Source organism: Flavobacterium sp. 83 (genome assembly GCF_000744835.1).
In the GTDB taxonomy this organism is placed as follows: domain Bacteria; phylum Bacteroidota; class Bacteroidia; order Flavobacteriales; family Flavobacteriaceae; genus Flavobacterium.
On sequence record NZ_JQMS01000001.1, the window covers coordinates 131,854 to 147,360 of the forward strand.

11 protein-coding genes and 1 tRNA gene are annotated in these 15,507 nt (G+C 32.4%); 8 read left to right on the top strand and 4 right to left on the bottom strand.

Going from position 1 to position 15,507, the window contains the following annotated elements; all coding sequences use genetic code 11:
* Nucleotides 1–6 precede the first annotated feature (6 nt).
* Both T410_RS00670 and T410_RS00675 read right to left on the bottom strand, forming a co-directional pair.
* On the bottom strand, nt 7–726 hold the full coding sequence (locus T410_RS00670) for a DUF4290 domain-containing protein (RefSeq protein WP_035667739.1): 720 nt from the start codon (nt 724–726) through the stop codon (nt 7–9).
* Nucleotides 727–805: 79 nt separating this feature from the next.
* Complete coding sequence (locus tag T410_RS00675; RefSeq protein WP_035667741.1) at nt 806–1,102, bottom strand: DUF493 family protein; 297 nt, start codon at nt 1,100–1,102, stop codon at nt 806–808.
* A 147-nt stretch (nt 1,103–1,249) separates the two neighbouring features.
* On the opposite strand from T410_RS00675, the gene T410_RS00680 reads away from it, so the two are divergent.
* The 5 genes from T410_RS00680 to T410_RS00700 all read left to right on the top strand — a co-directional run bounded on the left by T410_RS00680 (nt 1,250) and on the right by T410_RS00700 (nt 5,845).
* The gene (locus tag T410_RS00680) at nt 1,250–1,789 is read left to right on the top strand and encodes an AAA family ATPase (RefSeq protein ID WP_035667743.1); all 540 of its coding nucleotides are present in this window, start codon (nt 1,250–1,252) and stop codon (nt 1,787–1,789) included.
* 83 nt (nt 1,790–1,872) lie between these two features.
* Nucleotides 1,873–3,765, top strand: a complete 1,893-nt coding sequence (locus T410_RS00685) for an ATP-dependent DNA helicase RecQ (RefSeq protein ID WP_035667746.1) — start codon at nt 1,873–1,875, stop codon at nt 3,763–3,765.
* 2 nt (nt 3,766–3,767) lie between these two features.
* Nucleotides 3,768–4,715: a methionyl-tRNA formyltransferase gene (gene fmt, locus T410_RS00690; RefSeq protein ID WP_035667749.1), complete on the top strand. Its 948-nt coding sequence runs from the start codon at nt 3,768–3,770 to the stop codon at nt 4,713–4,715.
* 179 nt (nt 4,716–4,894) lie between these two features.
* Complete coding sequence (locus tag T410_RS00695; protein ID WP_035667751.1) at nt 4,895–5,167, top strand: HU family DNA-binding protein; 273 nt, start codon at nt 4,895–4,897, stop codon at nt 5,165–5,167.
* Nucleotides 5,168–5,284: 117 nt separating this feature from the next.
* Nucleotides 5,285–5,845: a YqgE/AlgH family protein gene (locus tag T410_RS00700; RefSeq protein WP_035667753.1), complete on the top strand. Its 561-nt coding sequence runs from the start codon at nt 5,285–5,287 to the stop codon at nt 5,843–5,845.
* Here T410_RS00700 and T410_RS00705 read toward each other — a convergent pair.
* Complete coding sequence (locus tag T410_RS00705; RefSeq protein ID WP_035667755.1) at nt 5,842–6,681, bottom strand: aminotransferase class IV; 840 nt, start codon at nt 6,679–6,681, stop codon at nt 5,842–5,844. The genes T410_RS00700 and T410_RS00705 overlap by 4 nt on opposite strands.
* 54 nt (nt 6,682–6,735) lie before the next feature.
* Complete coding sequence (locus T410_RS00710; RefSeq protein WP_035667757.1) at nt 6,736–7,128, bottom strand: START-like domain-containing protein; 393 nt, start codon at nt 7,126–7,128, stop codon at nt 6,736–6,738.
* 153 nt (nt 7,129–7,281) lie between these two features.
* Here T410_RS00710 and T410_RS00715 point away from each other — a divergent pair.
* The 3 genes from T410_RS00715 to T410_RS16350 all read left to right on the top strand — a co-directional run bounded on the left by T410_RS00715 (nt 7,282) and on the right by T410_RS16350 (nt 15,200).
* Nucleotides 7,282–7,358 (top strand) — tRNA-Met (locus tag T410_RS00715).
* Between the two features lie 1,306 nt (nt 7,359–8,664).
* Nucleotides 8,665–9,225, top strand: a complete 561-nt coding sequence (locus T410_RS00720; RefSeq protein WP_035667759.1) for a DUF6642 family protein — start codon at nt 8,665–8,667, stop codon at nt 9,223–9,225.
* A gap of 1,088 nt (nt 9,226–10,313) precedes the next feature.
* Complete coding sequence (locus T410_RS16350) at nt 10,314–15,200, top strand: LamG-like jellyroll fold domain-containing protein (protein ID WP_051929313.1); 4,887 nt, start codon at nt 10,314–10,316, stop codon at nt 15,198–15,200.
* Nucleotides 15,201–15,507: the final 307 nt, after the last annotated feature.

Here is a 15,507-nt window from a genome sequence, read left to right on the forward strand (position 1 = left end):
CCTATTTTATTTTGGATTATTGTTTTTTATGAAAGGTTTGGGTTTGCCTGTTTTTAAATTCTTATTGCTTAGAATTTTTGGTTGCCCAACAGGCATTATTTTATTGGAAACTCGTTTATTCGTTCGTAATAAATCGTTCGTATTTAAAAGTTCTTCGGTACTTTGAAGCAAATTCAGCTTACCATCGGATAATTCATATAAATGTTCAAAAATAACATCATCCTTTACGGTATCTTTATTCCAACTCAAGTAGGATTTTTTCATGTGATTGGCAATTACTTTTACCAATGCATTTTTCATTTCACCTTCTTCCCATTTATTTGCAACATCAATCATATATTTTATGTTGTTGCCATAATATCTGTATTTTGGAAAATTTTGCGGGTATTTTAAAACATCTGGTTTTAATTGTAATACTTCACGAGATGGAATTGGGTATGGTGAATCAGCCACTAATTTGAAATCAGACATGATAAAAATCTGATCCCACAATTTATGTTGAAAATCAGGAACATCTCGTAAATGAGGATTCAAACTCCCCATCACCTGAATGATATATTTAGCGGCTTTATTGCGCTCCACATCATCTTCAATTTTTGTAGCCTGATCAATCAATTTTTGCAAATGACGACCATATTCCGGAATAATTAAATGGGATCGCTCCGCATTATATTCCAAATGATGAACGGTATCGTTTGCGTTTTCTTTTATATATTTTGAATTCATATTCGAATGTATATTTTTTCTTAACCAGTATTATTATTTCAAAGATTTACATCATTCGATTCTATACTATTAAAATTATCTAGAGCGAAACAATACCTTTAATTGTAGAAACTTCTATGTATTTATCTACTATTTCTTGAGAATCCTTCATGGTTACATCAACAGATATACTTGTGAATTTACCCGTTTTGGATTTTGTTGTTTTTATAACCGCTCCCATGCAGTCAAAAGCTGACTCTACACGCTCTATATTATCATTTTCTGTAGGCACAATAAACTTAAATAAGTACTCCGCTGGCCATGTATTACTCATATCCAACTCTACTTTTAATCTTTCGTAAAATTCCGTAGCCTCTTTTTCTTTATCGTTATCCATTTTCAATTTAAAAATAAGAGCAAATATACGGTTTCAAATGTGAATTCTGAATATTTGAAATATGATTTTTATCAAATTATATTTTTATGGCAATCATTTTTTAAAATTCCAATAAGTTTGAGTAATTTTGCGCCTTATTTGTAAAAAGTGCAGAAAGAAATCATAGTTATTATTGGCGGTCCCGGAACTGGAAAAAGTACAATCATAGATGGATTAGTGGCAAATGGATATTGCTGTTATCCCGAAATTTCCAGACAAGTGACAGCAGAAGCACAAAAACAAGGTGTTGAACAATTATTCTTGACAAATCCTTTATTGTTTAGTGAATTACTTCTGGAAGGCCGAAAAAAGCAATTTCAAAACGCACTTGAAGAATCTCATAAAATTGTATTTATAGATCGTGGTATCCCAGATGTTGTAGCCTATATGGATTATATAGGTGACAGTTACCCATCCTTTTTTGACACAGCCTGTAAAGAATACAAATACACAAAAATATTTATTCTTCCACCTTGGGAAGAAATCTACACAAGTGACACTGAGCGTTATGAAAACTTTGAGCAAGCAAAAAACATCGACAAGCATCTTGCCGCAACGTATCAAAATTATGGGTACGAACTTATAGAAGTACCTAAAGATAGTGTTGCTAACAGAATTCTTTTTATCTTAGATAAAATTTCTAAATAATTCAAGGATTAAAAATTGGGATTTTCGATTTTTTCATCAAGTATAAATTAAAATCTAATCCCGAAGCTTTGGGAACGAAATCTATGCCAGAAGCATTAAAAATTCTTCAAAAGTATTGGAAACATGACAAATTCAGGTCACTACAAAACGAAATTATAAATTCGGTTTTAAGTGGTGAAGATACTTTTGCATTAATGCCTACCGGGGGGGGAAAATCCATCTGTTTTCAAGTTCCAGCCATAATGAAAGAAGGAATTTGCCTAGTAGTTTCGCCTTTAGTTGCTTTAATGAAAGACCAAGTCTCCAATTTGCAAAAGCGAAATATTAAGGCGATTGCATTGACTGGCGGAATAAAATCAGATGAAATGATTGACTTATTGGACAATTGCCAGTTCGGAAATTATAAATTTCTTTATTTATCACCTGAACGTTTACAGTCCGATTGGATTCTTGAAAGAATAAAAAATCTTCCAATAAATCTTATTACCATTGACGAAGCACATTGCGTTTCACAATGGGGACACGACTTTAGACCTGCTTATTTGAAAATATCTGAATTAAAAAAGCACTTTCCTAAAACCCCTTTCTTAGCTTTGACGGCAACAGCAACACCTAAAGTTAAAGAAAATATCATTACAGACTTAGGATTGCATAATCCAAAATTTTTCGAGAAGTCATTTGCCAGAGAAAATATAGCCTACATGGTTTTTGAAGTCGAAGATAAACTCTTTAGAATAGAACAAATTCTAAAGAAAAATCCTCATCCTTCTATAATTTATGTAAGAAACAGGAAATCTTGTTTGGATATTTCTTCGCAATTACAATCTTTAGGATTTAAAGCAACGTATTATCATGGCGGACTTACGTCCAAAGAAAAAGATAAAAACATGCAGTCGTGGATGAATGAAACAGCACAAGTTATCGTTGCGACTAATGCATTTGGGATGGGAATTGACAAAGCCAACGTAAAGACAGTCATTCACATTCAACTTCCTGAAAATTTAGAAAATTATTACCAAGAAGCTGGACGTGCAGGGAGAAATGGTGAGAAAGCTTATGCCATACTATTAACCAGTCCATCAGACATTGTACAAACTGAAAATCAGTTTATAAATGTCCTTCCTGACAAAAAGTTTTTGAATCTAATGTATGTCAAGCTTTGCAATTATTTTCAGATTGCATACGGAGAAGGGATTAATGAACAATTTAATTTCAATTTGCATCATTTTTGTCTAAAATACGAGTTTCCAACACTAAAAACCTACAATGCTATGCAGTTTCTGGATAGACAAGGAATCATTAGTTTATCTCAAGAATTTTCCGAAAAAATCACACTTCAATTTCTTATTCCTTCCAAAGAAGTGATTCGTTATATGAGTTTGAATCCTAATGACGAAGAAATAATTTTAGCGATATTACGAACCTATCCTGGAATCTATGAAATGCAAACCGCTTTCAACATCGATTTGATTGCTAAAAAGTCAAATCATACCACAAATGAAATACAGGCAGTCTTACATAAATTGAAAGAAAAAGATATTATTGAATATCATTCGAAAAATAATGATGCCACTTTAATTTTCAACGAAGTTCGGGAAGACGAAAGAACCATTAGTCGGGTTTCTAAATATTTAGAAAAGCAAAATGAATTAAAAAAAGAGCAGCTTAAAGGAGTTCTCTTTTATGTTCATGAAAAGAAAGTTTGCAAGAGTAAATTGATTTTGGATTATTTTGGAGAAAAAACAAACGTTGATTGTGGAATTTGCTCCTATTGCATTACTAAAAAAAACAGAAAAGTAGACCTAGCTTTACTTTCGAAAGAGATTACTACCTTGCTACAGTCAGAAGATTTAAATTCCAGAGACATCCAAAATCGTACTAAAAATAGCCCCGATGATATTATCTTTGCGCTACAACATTTATTAGAAAACAATACTATTTTGGTGAAACCAAACAATAAATATACTTTAAGATAATAATGGAAAAATTACGAATTGTTTTTATGGGAACCCCAGAATTTGCCGTTGGGATTTTAGACACTATAGTCAAAAACAACTATGAGGTTGTAGGTGTTATCACAGCAGCAGACAAACCTGCCGGTCGTGGACAAAAATTAAAATATTCGGCTGTAAAAGAATACGCACTTGCCAATAATCTTACTTTGTTACAGCCTGTAAACCTGAAAGACGAGACTTTTTTAACAGAATTAAAATCTTTGAATGCCAATTTACAAATTGTAGTTGCTTTCAGAATGTTACCAAAAGTAGTATGGGAAATGCCTTCACTAGGAACATTTAATCTTCATGCTTCCCTCCTTCCTAATTATCGTGGAGCAGCACCAATAAATTGGGCAATCATAAACGGCGAAACGAAAACAGGCGTGACTACTTTTTTTATTGATGATAAAATTGATACGGGAGCTATGATTTTAAGTTCAGAAATAGAAATCGAAGAAACAGAAAATGCAGGACAATTACACGATCGATTAATGGATTTGGGCAGTAGAACCGTTATAGATACTTTGAAACTTATAGAAAAAGGAAATGTAACAACTATTATTCAAACTGAAAATGCAAATATAAAAACGGCATACAAACTGAATAAAGAAAACTGCAAAATAGATTGGACAAAGTCAGCTTTGGAAATCAATAATTTAATACGAGGACTAAGTCCTTATCCAGCAGCTTGGTGTTTCTTTGGCGACAAAAATGAAGAGTGGAATGTAAAAATATACGAATCAAAAATCATCTCAGAACTTCACAATTATCCTATTGGTAGTTTGATTTGTAACAAGAAAGAGATGAAAATTCCTGTAAAAAATGGATTTATCCAGATACTTAGTTTGCAGTTTCCGGGAAAAAAGAGAATAAGTACTGCGGAATTATTAAATGGGATGTCTTTTTCCGAAAATGCAAAAGTCTACTAACCTCAGTAAAAACGGGAGTTTATGTAATTTTAACAAGAAATAAGCCTTGTTTTACGAACAAAAAAAATAAGTTATTAACAAAACAAACTAAAATAACACAAAACACTTGCAAGGAACAGATTTCCTACTAAATTTGTGTATTAACAATTTTTTTAACCAACAATTAATAACTATTTATTATGAACAAATCAGAATTAATCGATGCTATCGCTGCTGATGCAGGAATTACAAAAGCTGCAGCTAAATTAGCTTTAGAATCATTTTTAGGAAATGTAGGCGGTACTTTGAAAAAAGGTGGAAGAGTATCTTTAGTAGGTTTCGGATCTTGGTCTGTTTCAGCTAGAGCTGCTAGAGACGGAAGAAATCCTCAAACAGGAAATACTATTCAAATCGCAGCTAAAAACGTAGTAAAATTTAAAGCTGGTGCTGAATTAGAAGGAGCGGTAAACTAATTTGAGTTTCCCATATAAACAAAACCTTCCACATGGAAGGTTTTTTTATGCATTTGAACGACTTTCTTTGGTTTTTTTAAAATTTTATCCTTAAATTTAATAAAAAATGTAGCCATTATGATTTCAGAAAAATTAAAAAAAGGACATCTACTTATAGCAGAGCCTTCTATATTTGGAGATTTATCATTTAGCCGATCAGTAATATTATTAGCGGATCATAATAAGGAAGGTTCTGTTGGTTTTATTATCAATAAACCCTTGAAATATACTATCCATGACTTAATCCCAGATATTGACGCTCGATTCAAAATCTACAATGGAGGTCCGGTAGAACAAGACAATCTATATTTTATCCATGATATCCCAGAATTGATTCCTAACAGTATTGAGATTTCAAATGGTATTTACTGGGGGGGCGATTTTGAGTCAACAAAAGACTTAATAAATTCCGGAAAAATAAGCAAAAAAAATATTCGCTTTTTCTTAGGATATACAGGATGGGAAGAAGACCAACTGGAAACAGAAATGGAATGCAATTCTTGGATTATTACTGAGAATAATTATGAAAATAAAATCATAGGAAAGTCACCTGCCCATTTCTGGAAAGAACAACTAAATGAATTAGGAGGAGAATATCTTATTTGGTCAAATGCTCCAGAAAACCCTTACTTAAATTAAACAGCCGCTATCGAATCGTTCAATTTTTCAATTAATTCATACGCAAATTTAGTTTTAAACTCCTTTTTACGATATTTGGTTATAGGTTGAATTCCTTTTATAACATTTGTAATAAACAATTCATCCGCTTTTTGAAGATCAAATGGAGAAATTATTTCTTCAACAACCTCAAGATTTTCTATCTTTTTTGCCAAACCTAAGATTTGTTTGCGCATTACCCCATTCAAACAACCTTCTGATATTGGTGGAGTAATCAACTTATTACCTAACACCATAAAAATATTTCCTTGCAAAGCCTCAACAACATTCTTACTGTCATTCAGCAAAATACAATTGTCTAATCCATTTTCACTTGCATAAATGCTTCCCGTTATGTTTATGATTTTATTTGTCGTTTTTATAGAAGACAGCAATTGTTTAGTAACATAAAAGTCTTTATACAAATCTACCTCATATTCGTTTTGATCAACTGAGTACGAAGTGTTTTCAAGTGCAATTGTATGAATCAAAAAAGAAATTGTATTGTTCAGCGGTAAATAATACCCACCATCATTTCTATAAACCGTAATTCTAGCTCTAGAAGAGCGCTCTAATTGATTAATTTTGATTATTGATAGTATTTGCTCTTCAAAATATTCCATGTTAAAATTCATTGGAATTTCCATTCGAACCACCCGCATTGATGCCATTAATCTAAAATAATGATCTTCTAAAAAAAGAATTTTATTATTTATTATTTTAACTGTTTCGAAAACGGCATCACCGTATAAAAAAGCGCGGTTCTGAGTCAATATATTAGCATCTTGAGACACTATAGTTCCATTAAAATTAATCATAAAAAAGCCCTAAATTTTGTTTAGGGCAAATATAAGTTATAAAAAAGGATTTTACTATACTGAGCCAATTAGATGTTTCAGATCTGAAATTTGATTTTCCCATAGCTGAGTTGCTTCATCAACCTCATCTTTGGAAGCAAAATCAACAACCATTAGTGATACATCTTTAGTAAGTTCATCTACCAAAATATGCAATTCAAAAAAATATTCTGTGTCTTTGCTGTTTTCGTCTACCCATTTGAATTTCACTTTCTCACCAGACTTCTTAGATGCAAGTCTTGCTTTTTCTTCGGAATCATCCCAAATGAAAGTAAAAAACTCTCCACGAGAATTTACGTTATCGGCAAACCACTCTGATAAACCGGATGGAGTCGATATATATTGATATAATAATTGAGGCGAAGAATTTATAGGAAACTCGATTTCGTAACGTACTTTTTGATCCATGAGCTACATTTATTTTTTGTGAAATATAAGAATATAAGTCCGAAAAAAAAGGTTTTTTAAAAATATTTTTTTTTCTTAAAAAAACACTTGCAACGTGCAATATTATTTTTATATTTGCACCCGCATTCAGGGATGGTTTTCAACCCTAATAATGGCGAGATAGCTCAGTCGGTTAGAGCGCAGGATTCATAACCCTGAGGTCCCGAGTTCAAATCTCGGTCTCGCTACCAAAGTAAAAACCCTAACATCAATATGTTAGGGTTTTTTATTGTGCGAAACTTAGTAAAATTAACTAAAATAATTTTTAGGAGTGAGGAATTAGAGTGAGGAATCTGTCCCAAATATCTTAATTTCTAATGCTCCTTTTTCAACTGCGAATAAGATTTTCGGATCTAAATAATAGGTTTCTAATACATTTACAGATGAGTGTGAGATAGATATTCCTGTTTTTTTTGCATCTCCTCCTTACCCAAGTTATATAAGCCTTCCTAAAATCTTCAAACTAATGTTTTTTCAATTGCTCCTGCCTTTTTGCAATGCGTAAAAGCTATAGGAAGAATTTAAGACATTCATAGATTAACAGTTTCATCTTTTGCAAAAAAAATAATATTTATATTTAATTACTTACTTTTAGAGTTTTATTTCACTCTATAAAAAATTTAGATTGTTCCTTTAATCAAATAACGACTTTAGATATTCGTGATTGTCATATCCTGGAAAGTTTTGATTGCTATTCAAAGAAACTCCAATCTTCAGTCGTAAAAAACGACAATTATTTTACAAATTACTCCATAGGTCAAAATCCTACTCTTAGTTCAATATGCTGCGACGCCTCCGAAGTAAACTATATACAAAACCAAGTAAACTTATATGGCTACACTTGTACCTTAAGCAAGAATTGTTTTTAAATGAAACAAGTGATGACGTACTATTTTTTATAGTAAACAGATACAACTGGACCTAAATTTAGCATTTATGAAAGAGTTAATAATTATTTAATACCCGTTTGGTTTAATTAATTTTTAATACTAATTTTCGTCAGTTCGAGTGATTTTCGACAGAAAATTATATCGAGAACTAGGAAATTAGTATTAAAAAACGATTCTCGATGCACGTCACTTCGAGTGCGTAGCGTATCGAGAAGTTTTGTTCTGTTTTACAGCACAAAAAACAATAACATTGACGTTTTTATTAAAAATGGTTCTCGATACAAATTTTCAGAAAAAGCTGTTCGCATTTTCTAAAAATTCAATCGAACTGACGAGGTCACTCTACATTGCTTTTTTTTGGACTAAAAATTAGGCCTCGAACTGACTTTGTGAATAATTGCACCCAACGTGTTATTTAATATTAAATGCTAACAGTGCATCTAATTCTTGATTATTTTTGCAAAAAGGAATTAGGAACTTAAGCTTTGCAAAAGTGAACCTCTTTGTGACAAATGCCTTTGTTTTCTGATCCTTGAAACAAAACCACTTTGAAGATTTTATTGCAATAAATTGATTTGTTTTTATAGAACTACATAGACTAAATTTGATGGATTCTGACACCTTTATTTTCTGCCTCGAAGCAGTTGCCGATGTAGAAATCACTTCCACTACCGAAGTGGTTAAAAACTTAGAGCAATTAGCCTTTGAACAAGGCATTACAAGCATTTACAAAACATGTGACACTATCGAAGGATTAGAAGAAAGTTTAAATGCATTGCTTTATGAAGACCATAATTTTACTGATTATGAAATCATTTACTTAGTCATGCCCGGTGAAGGAAATAATATTTGCCTTAATGACTATTATTATAGCTTAGAAGAAATAGCTGAATTATTCGAAGGAAAAATGACAGGGAAAATTCTGCATTTTGCAAATGCAAAAGTTTTAGACTTAAGCACAGAAGAAGCACAATACTTTTTGGATATTACTGGAGCACGTGCAATATCTGGTTATGGAACGGCATTTCATAAATTGACCAGCAGCACTCTGGACAAAGCTTTTTTTAGCTTATTTGAAGAGCAAGACAATGTTGTTGAAATTGTAGAAGAATTATACGAAAAACACTACGCACTTTGTAAGCTACTCGACTTTAGATTGTATTATTAAAGATTTAATCTCCCCTCTTGACAAAAGTCTGAATATGAAAGAATATGAAATCCACTACATTAATAATAGATTTACGAACTCATTTTAAATTCTTTTCTTTATAAATAATAATCCCCATTTATTAAAGTCAAATACGTAATTCAACTCTAAGACAAACAGATTTAACACTTTGGATGTAATTAGTTTTTGATGATAATTTTCGTCAGTTCGAGTGATTTTCTCCCGAAGTCTCAGGAAGAAAATTATATCGAAAACTAGAAAATTAGTATTAAAAATGGTTCTCCATACACGTCACTTCGAGTGCGTAGCGTATCGAGAAGTTTTGTTCTGTTTTACAGCGCAAAAACAGTAACAATTACGTTTTATTAAAAATGGTTCTCAATACAAATTTTCAGAAAAAGCTGTTCGCATTTTATAAAAATTCACTTGAACTGACGAGGTCACTGTAATGTCACTTTATATTGCTTTTTTTGAGAATAAAAATTAGGCCTCGAATTGATGTTTTGAATAATAGCACCCTTGGGTAGATTTATTAAACAATTTTAGAGTTCTAAATACTATTTTGTTGTAATGACACTAACATCTAAAGAAGCCTGTGCTTCACAAATGAAAGCTTCACACCCCTTTAAAGTATTTCTATTTTTCACATTATTAGACAATCTATAATCGATACAATCATTCCATCACTATTTCTTCCCCTTATAAAAGCTGTAGTAGCATGGAATATGACTACAAGTAGGCTAATAAAAAGTTTATCCCACTTACAAATACCATTTGGCTAAAAAAATTAGTTTACAAAAACGCTTAATAAAATTCAAAACTAAATAACCAGTACTATTCCATCAAACTATGTTTTTGCAAATACATTTTAAATTTATTTACGATAGGACAGGATAAAATATTTTTTTTATTTTATAGAAATTAACTTATAAAATAACATACAAACTGCACTTAATCGATTTTTTACGTGTTTAATCTATCAAATAAAGTAAAACACATAAATTTACATATCAAACATAAAAACCATTTTTAATCTAAATCCATTTAGATAAAAAATACCCTAAAATTAATTTATAAAAAATTAATTTATGACTAAAATCTACTTTAAAAAAACAGACCATAATTTAATATATTTAGTAGTTTTAATACTATTCTTTGTTGCGCCTATTCAACTCGAGGCACAAGTTAGGAAGGCTTTTACTCAAAGAACAGCTGCTGCCTCCCCTTCAAAAGCAATTTACAACATTAAGGGTGATTTTACAATGTTGGGAAATACCAACTTAACCCTTAAAACATATGCTGACAACATTGACAACGACGGGGAAATGATTTATGTGGATGTGGATAGTGATTCAAACACATGGAATTCATCTTCAGCTAATTTACAACTTTCATCTGAGAATGGCGCTAATCCTATTTGCTCAACAATTCTTTTTGCAGGTTTATATTGGACTGGAAAATCTGATGATGCTGATACTTTTACAGTTTCAAAACAAGTTCAAAACGGTACACAATCAATTAATACTACTTCAACCGTTACAAACAGTCAAAGTATTACCAACACTAATTACAGTTTAAATGTTACTAAAAGTGGAACTGGTAACAATCGATACCCCGTGTATACTTTTACAAAAAGCGGAAATACCTATGTTTTCTCCTATACAAATAGCACTGGAGCAGATAGAGTTACTCTTTCTATAAATGGAGGGACTGCAACAAATATCGCCGTAACGAATAGTGTGTCTGGATCTATAGCTACTGCCACACTCACAACACCAACTATTATAACTGACGGTACAGTAAGTTTAACTATCTACAACTTAAAAAGACTAACAGCAACTGCCAGCGCTACCGATTACTCTACTAATTCTTCTGCTTCAGTTAATGTTTCAGGCACTATTCCTACCTATTCAACTGTAACTAAAGATTACGATAAAAAAGTAGTTTCTTTAAAAGGACCGTTAGCATCGTCCTATACAACAATTACGGCAAATGCAGCCGACATCTGGTACCCGGGATCTGGCGATGATGGAATATACGTTGGTTATAAAGAAATTACTGATTACGTAAAAACAAATGGACTTGGAACATACGCAGTTGCTGACATTGCCATAAAAGAAGGAACAGGCCCAACCCCTGGTTATTCTGGAGGATGGGGAATTGTTGTAATTTATGAAAATCCCTTAATGAACAGTCGTGCTGTTACTCTTTTCGATGGCTATGCCAATGAGAATGGTTCATTTGTAGGCGACATCCCTATTTCAGGTTTTATAGCTGTAAATGCTGGGCAAGTAAATATGAAACTAGGGGTTATGGCAAGTGAAGGTGACAAAAACAAAACTGGAGATTATCTAAAAGTACAACAACTAAATACCACTACTTATATTGACTTGTCCCATTCAGGAAATACTACCACAAATTTTTACAACTCGTCCATTCAAACTGGCGGAAATACAAGAAACCCAAATTTAGTAAATAATACCGGTATCGATTTAAGCATGTTCACTATTCCAAATACCGGAAATGTAAATATTGCTAATGGTCAAACATCAACGAACTTTAAATACGGCTCCAGTTTGGACAAGTTTTCAATTTTCGGTTTTGCTATGTCAGTAGATTCATATGTACCAGATCCTAAAGGATTAATAAGCGTAACTTCAATTAATAATGTTCCAAACCCACCTGTGCTAAATGCATTGCCTGGTCAAACAATAAATTATTCTCTCAACATCACTAATGAAGGTGCCGAAGCTACAAACAACACTATAATAGCAATTCCTATTCCGGAAACTGTAATTTTCAACACTGGAGGGACTATTCTATATCACACCTATAACGGTTATACAACTACTAACGTTCCATATTTTGATTCAGCAACAAATAAAATCATTTGGAATTTAGGGACATTGCTTATAACAGCTAACCATCCTGAATATGTGTATGCTGACATAAGCTTTAACCTCAATGTCACAACAGATTGTGCCATTATATTAAATGCGGGCTGTAGTCCTGAAGTTTCATTACAAACAGCTACGATAACAGGTATAGGAGCTATATCAGGGACTTCATTTGCGAAAAATTTTTTTCAAGGATACGACACGTCCGATTGTCATTTACCAATTGATGGCTCGATTAAAGTAGCTATAACTTCAGGTTCTTGTTTGTCTGCTTTAGCTGGTCCTGATCAAATAGCTTCTTGTGGAGGAGAATATGTTACACTGAATGCAACTGCAGGAACAACAGGGACTTGGTCTATCGTTAGCGGACCTGCAGGTGGAGGAGAAATTTTTTCGAATAATACAAATCCTAATACAACATTTTATAGCCCTAATATTGGCGTATATACATTAAAATGGACGACATCAAGCTGCGCTTCTTCTTCAGATACCGTAGTAGTTACTCTTATGCTCTGTAATGTCGTTAATTTTGATGGTGTTGACGATAATATTAATTTTAAAAATGTTCATAATTTAGACAGCGGTAATTTCAGCATAGAAGTTTGGATAAAATCGAACGCTACTAGTAGCAATACACAAGCTATAATTTCAAAACAACTTAGTCCGACTGCAACAAATGGCTATGATTTAAAATTAGTAAACAACAATATTTCATTCAACTGGAACAATAATTCCATAATAGCAACTCATGCAATTGATACTAACAGGTGGTATCATATCGCGGTTACTTTTGACGGAACCAACTATAAACTATACATTGACGGAATATTAGAGAATACTACCACAGGTGTAAACCCAACATTGAATAGTGTTGATTTTATTTTGGGTGCGATGAGTCAAAATACGAACACACCCTATAATTATTACAATGGTTATGCGGATGAACTTCGTATATGGAATGTTCCTCTGACCGTTGATCAAATTCGTCAAATGATGAATCAGGAAATCATAAATGACGGCAGCAGCAATGTAAAAGGTGTAATTGTACCCAAAAACATTAGTGGATTAAGTTGGACAAATTTGTCTGGTTACTACCAAATGAATCGAGCTGATGATATCCTCAATGGCTATTTAATTGATAAATCCGGCAACTCTAAAAATGGCAAATTAAAAGGTATCTATGTGCAAGAACCTGATACCGCACCGATACCCTATACCTCTGGAGCTAATGGCAGTTGGGAAACAGATGCCACTTGGACTAATTATCCTGTTTGGGATGTCCCTAACAGTGTTGGTATTGATAATGCAACAAAAATTGATTGGAATATAGTTAAAACATCCCATACTATTACTTCTAATAGCAATAAGATTGTTTTGGGCTTATTAGTGAATAGTAATATATTAAGTGCTGCAAATGATTCCAAAATTGAAGTTTCGAGTTATCTGAAATTAGATGGAAAAATAGATTTAGCAGGAATGTCACAGTTAGTTCAAACTGCCAATAGCGATCTGGATGTCATGAGTGCTGGGTCTATAGAAAGAGATCAACAAGGGCAATCCAACAAATACAATTATAACTATTGGAGTTCTCCGGTAAGTCCAATAAACACAACCGCGAACAATACTAATTACACCGTTACTGGTATTATGAAAGATGGCACTACAACTAATCCTCAGAATATTAACTGGATTGGCGGCTATGATGGTGCACCTACAACCCCTATTAGTTTAGCACGATACTGGCTTTATAAATTTGACAGTTATGCAAATGCTTATGCAAATTGGGTTCAAATATCAGAAACAGATCAATTACGAGTAGGACAAGGATATACATTAAAAGGAAGCGGAGCTGCATCGGCTACCCAAAATTACACTTTTGTTGGAAAACCAAACAATGGTACAATCTCAACAAATACTGTAGGTGACGATCAATTATTATTAACTGGCAATCCTTATCCATCTTCATTAGATGCTGATGCTTTTATAACAGATAATATTAGCTCTTTAGAAACTTTCACAAGCCCGTCAATTGATGGAACATTATATTTTTGGGAACATTATGCTACCAATAACACCCATATTTTACGTGATTATCAAGGAGGATATGCAGCAAGAAATTTAACAGGCGGATTAGCACCCTCATCAGCTGGAGTTGATTTCATTAGCCAATCAGGAACCCCATCAAAAGGCATTCCTAATCGTTACATCCCCGTAGGACAAGGTTTCTTTGTAAACGGGAAAGTTGGTTCTGGGGGAACTGTTATTTTTAACAATAACCAAAGAGCTTTTCACAAAGAAAACGATGCTTCAAATTCTAATGTGATTTATAAAACTAAGACCCTTAAAGACAACTCCTGGAATAACAATAATGACCCAGTAACAAAAGATACTTTCAAGAGAATTCGTTTGGGTTTCAATTCGCATAATGATTATCACAGACAAGTACTGTTAGGATTTATGAATGAAAAAGCGACTGATGGAATGGATTACGGTTATGACGGTTTAAATTTTGATGATTTCCCAAATGATATGTATTTATTAAATGGCGAAAATCAACTCGTAATTGAAGGCGAAGGTTTTTTTGACGCAAGTGCCTCCTACCCTATAGGTGTAAAAACTGATGCTGAAGGGCCCGTAAAATTCATGATTGATGACATAGAAAACTTTGACCTTGAACAAACTATTTTTATTTATGATAACGATACTGATATGTATCATAATATTCACAATGCAACATTTGAAATAAATCTTCCTGCAGGAGAAAACAACACTCGTTTTTCATTACGATTTATTGATAAAAAATTGAGTACTGATGTTAAAACCATGAATGACAACACCATTACAATTACTCATTTACAAAATGGAAATATACTTGTAATCAATAATAATATATTGGATGCAACTGTTAAAAAAGTTACCTTATTCAATAGTATTGGTCAATCAATAAGCACTTGGGACATTAAAAATCAAGACCAAAAAAACATTCAACTTCCAATTAAAAAAATAAGTTCCGGTGTATATATCGCGAAAATTCAAACTACAAAAGGAGGTTTTAGTAAAAAAATAATTATACCATAACCGAAAAAATCTAATTTAAAAACATAGAAACTGTCTGAAAAGGCAGTTTTTTTTATGTTAAAATTAACCTTAAATGAACAAAGAAAGGAAATACACAAAGTTAATTTACTGAAAACAAGTAGTTCATCGGATGATAAAATCCTTTCATCGAAAAAAATTTTTTTTTTAAAACAATACCGTTCTAAATAGTTAATTTTAAGACATGTAAGCCTTAATATATTAAACCAAAAACAAATAAACAGTACTCCAAGCACAATCCTTCATGTTACTTTTCCGTGTAAAAAATTATAAATAACTGCACCAAAAA

Coding starts and splice junctions, on each gene's coding strand:
- T410_RS16350 (WP_051929313.1), top strand. CDS start 10,314: ATGACTAAAATCTACTTTAAAAAAACAGACCATAATTTAATATATTTA.
- T410_RS00695 (WP_035667751.1), top strand. CDS start 4,895: ATGAACAAATCAGAATTAATCGATGCTATCGCTGCTGATGCAGGAATT.
- T410_RS00710 (WP_035667757.1), bottom strand. CDS start 7,128: ATGGATCAAAAAGTACGTTACGAAATCGAGTTTCCTATAAATTCTTCG.
- T410_RS00675 (WP_035667741.1), bottom strand. CDS start 1,102: ATGGATAACGATAAAGAAAAAGAGGCTACGGAATTTTACGAAAGATTA.
- fmt (WP_035667749.1), top strand. CDS start 3,768: ATGGAAAAATTACGAATTGTTTTTATGGGAACCCCAGAATTTGCCGTT.
- T410_RS00705 (WP_035667755.1), bottom strand. CDS start 6,681: ATGATTAATTTTAATGGAACTATAGTGTCTCAAGATGCTAATATATTG.
- T410_RS00685 (WP_035667746.1), top strand. CDS start 1,873: ATGCCAGAAGCATTAAAAATTCTTCAAAAGTATTGGAAACATGACAAA.
- T410_RS00720 (WP_035667759.1), top strand. CDS start 8,665: ATGGATTCTGACACCTTTATTTTCTGCCTCGAAGCAGTTGCCGATGTA.
- T410_RS00670 (WP_035667739.1), bottom strand. CDS start 726: ATGAATTCAAAATATATAAAAGAAAACGCAAACGATACCGTTCATCAT.
- T410_RS00700 (WP_035667753.1), top strand. CDS start 5,285: ATGATTTCAGAAAAATTAAAAAAAGGACATCTACTTATAGCAGAGCCT.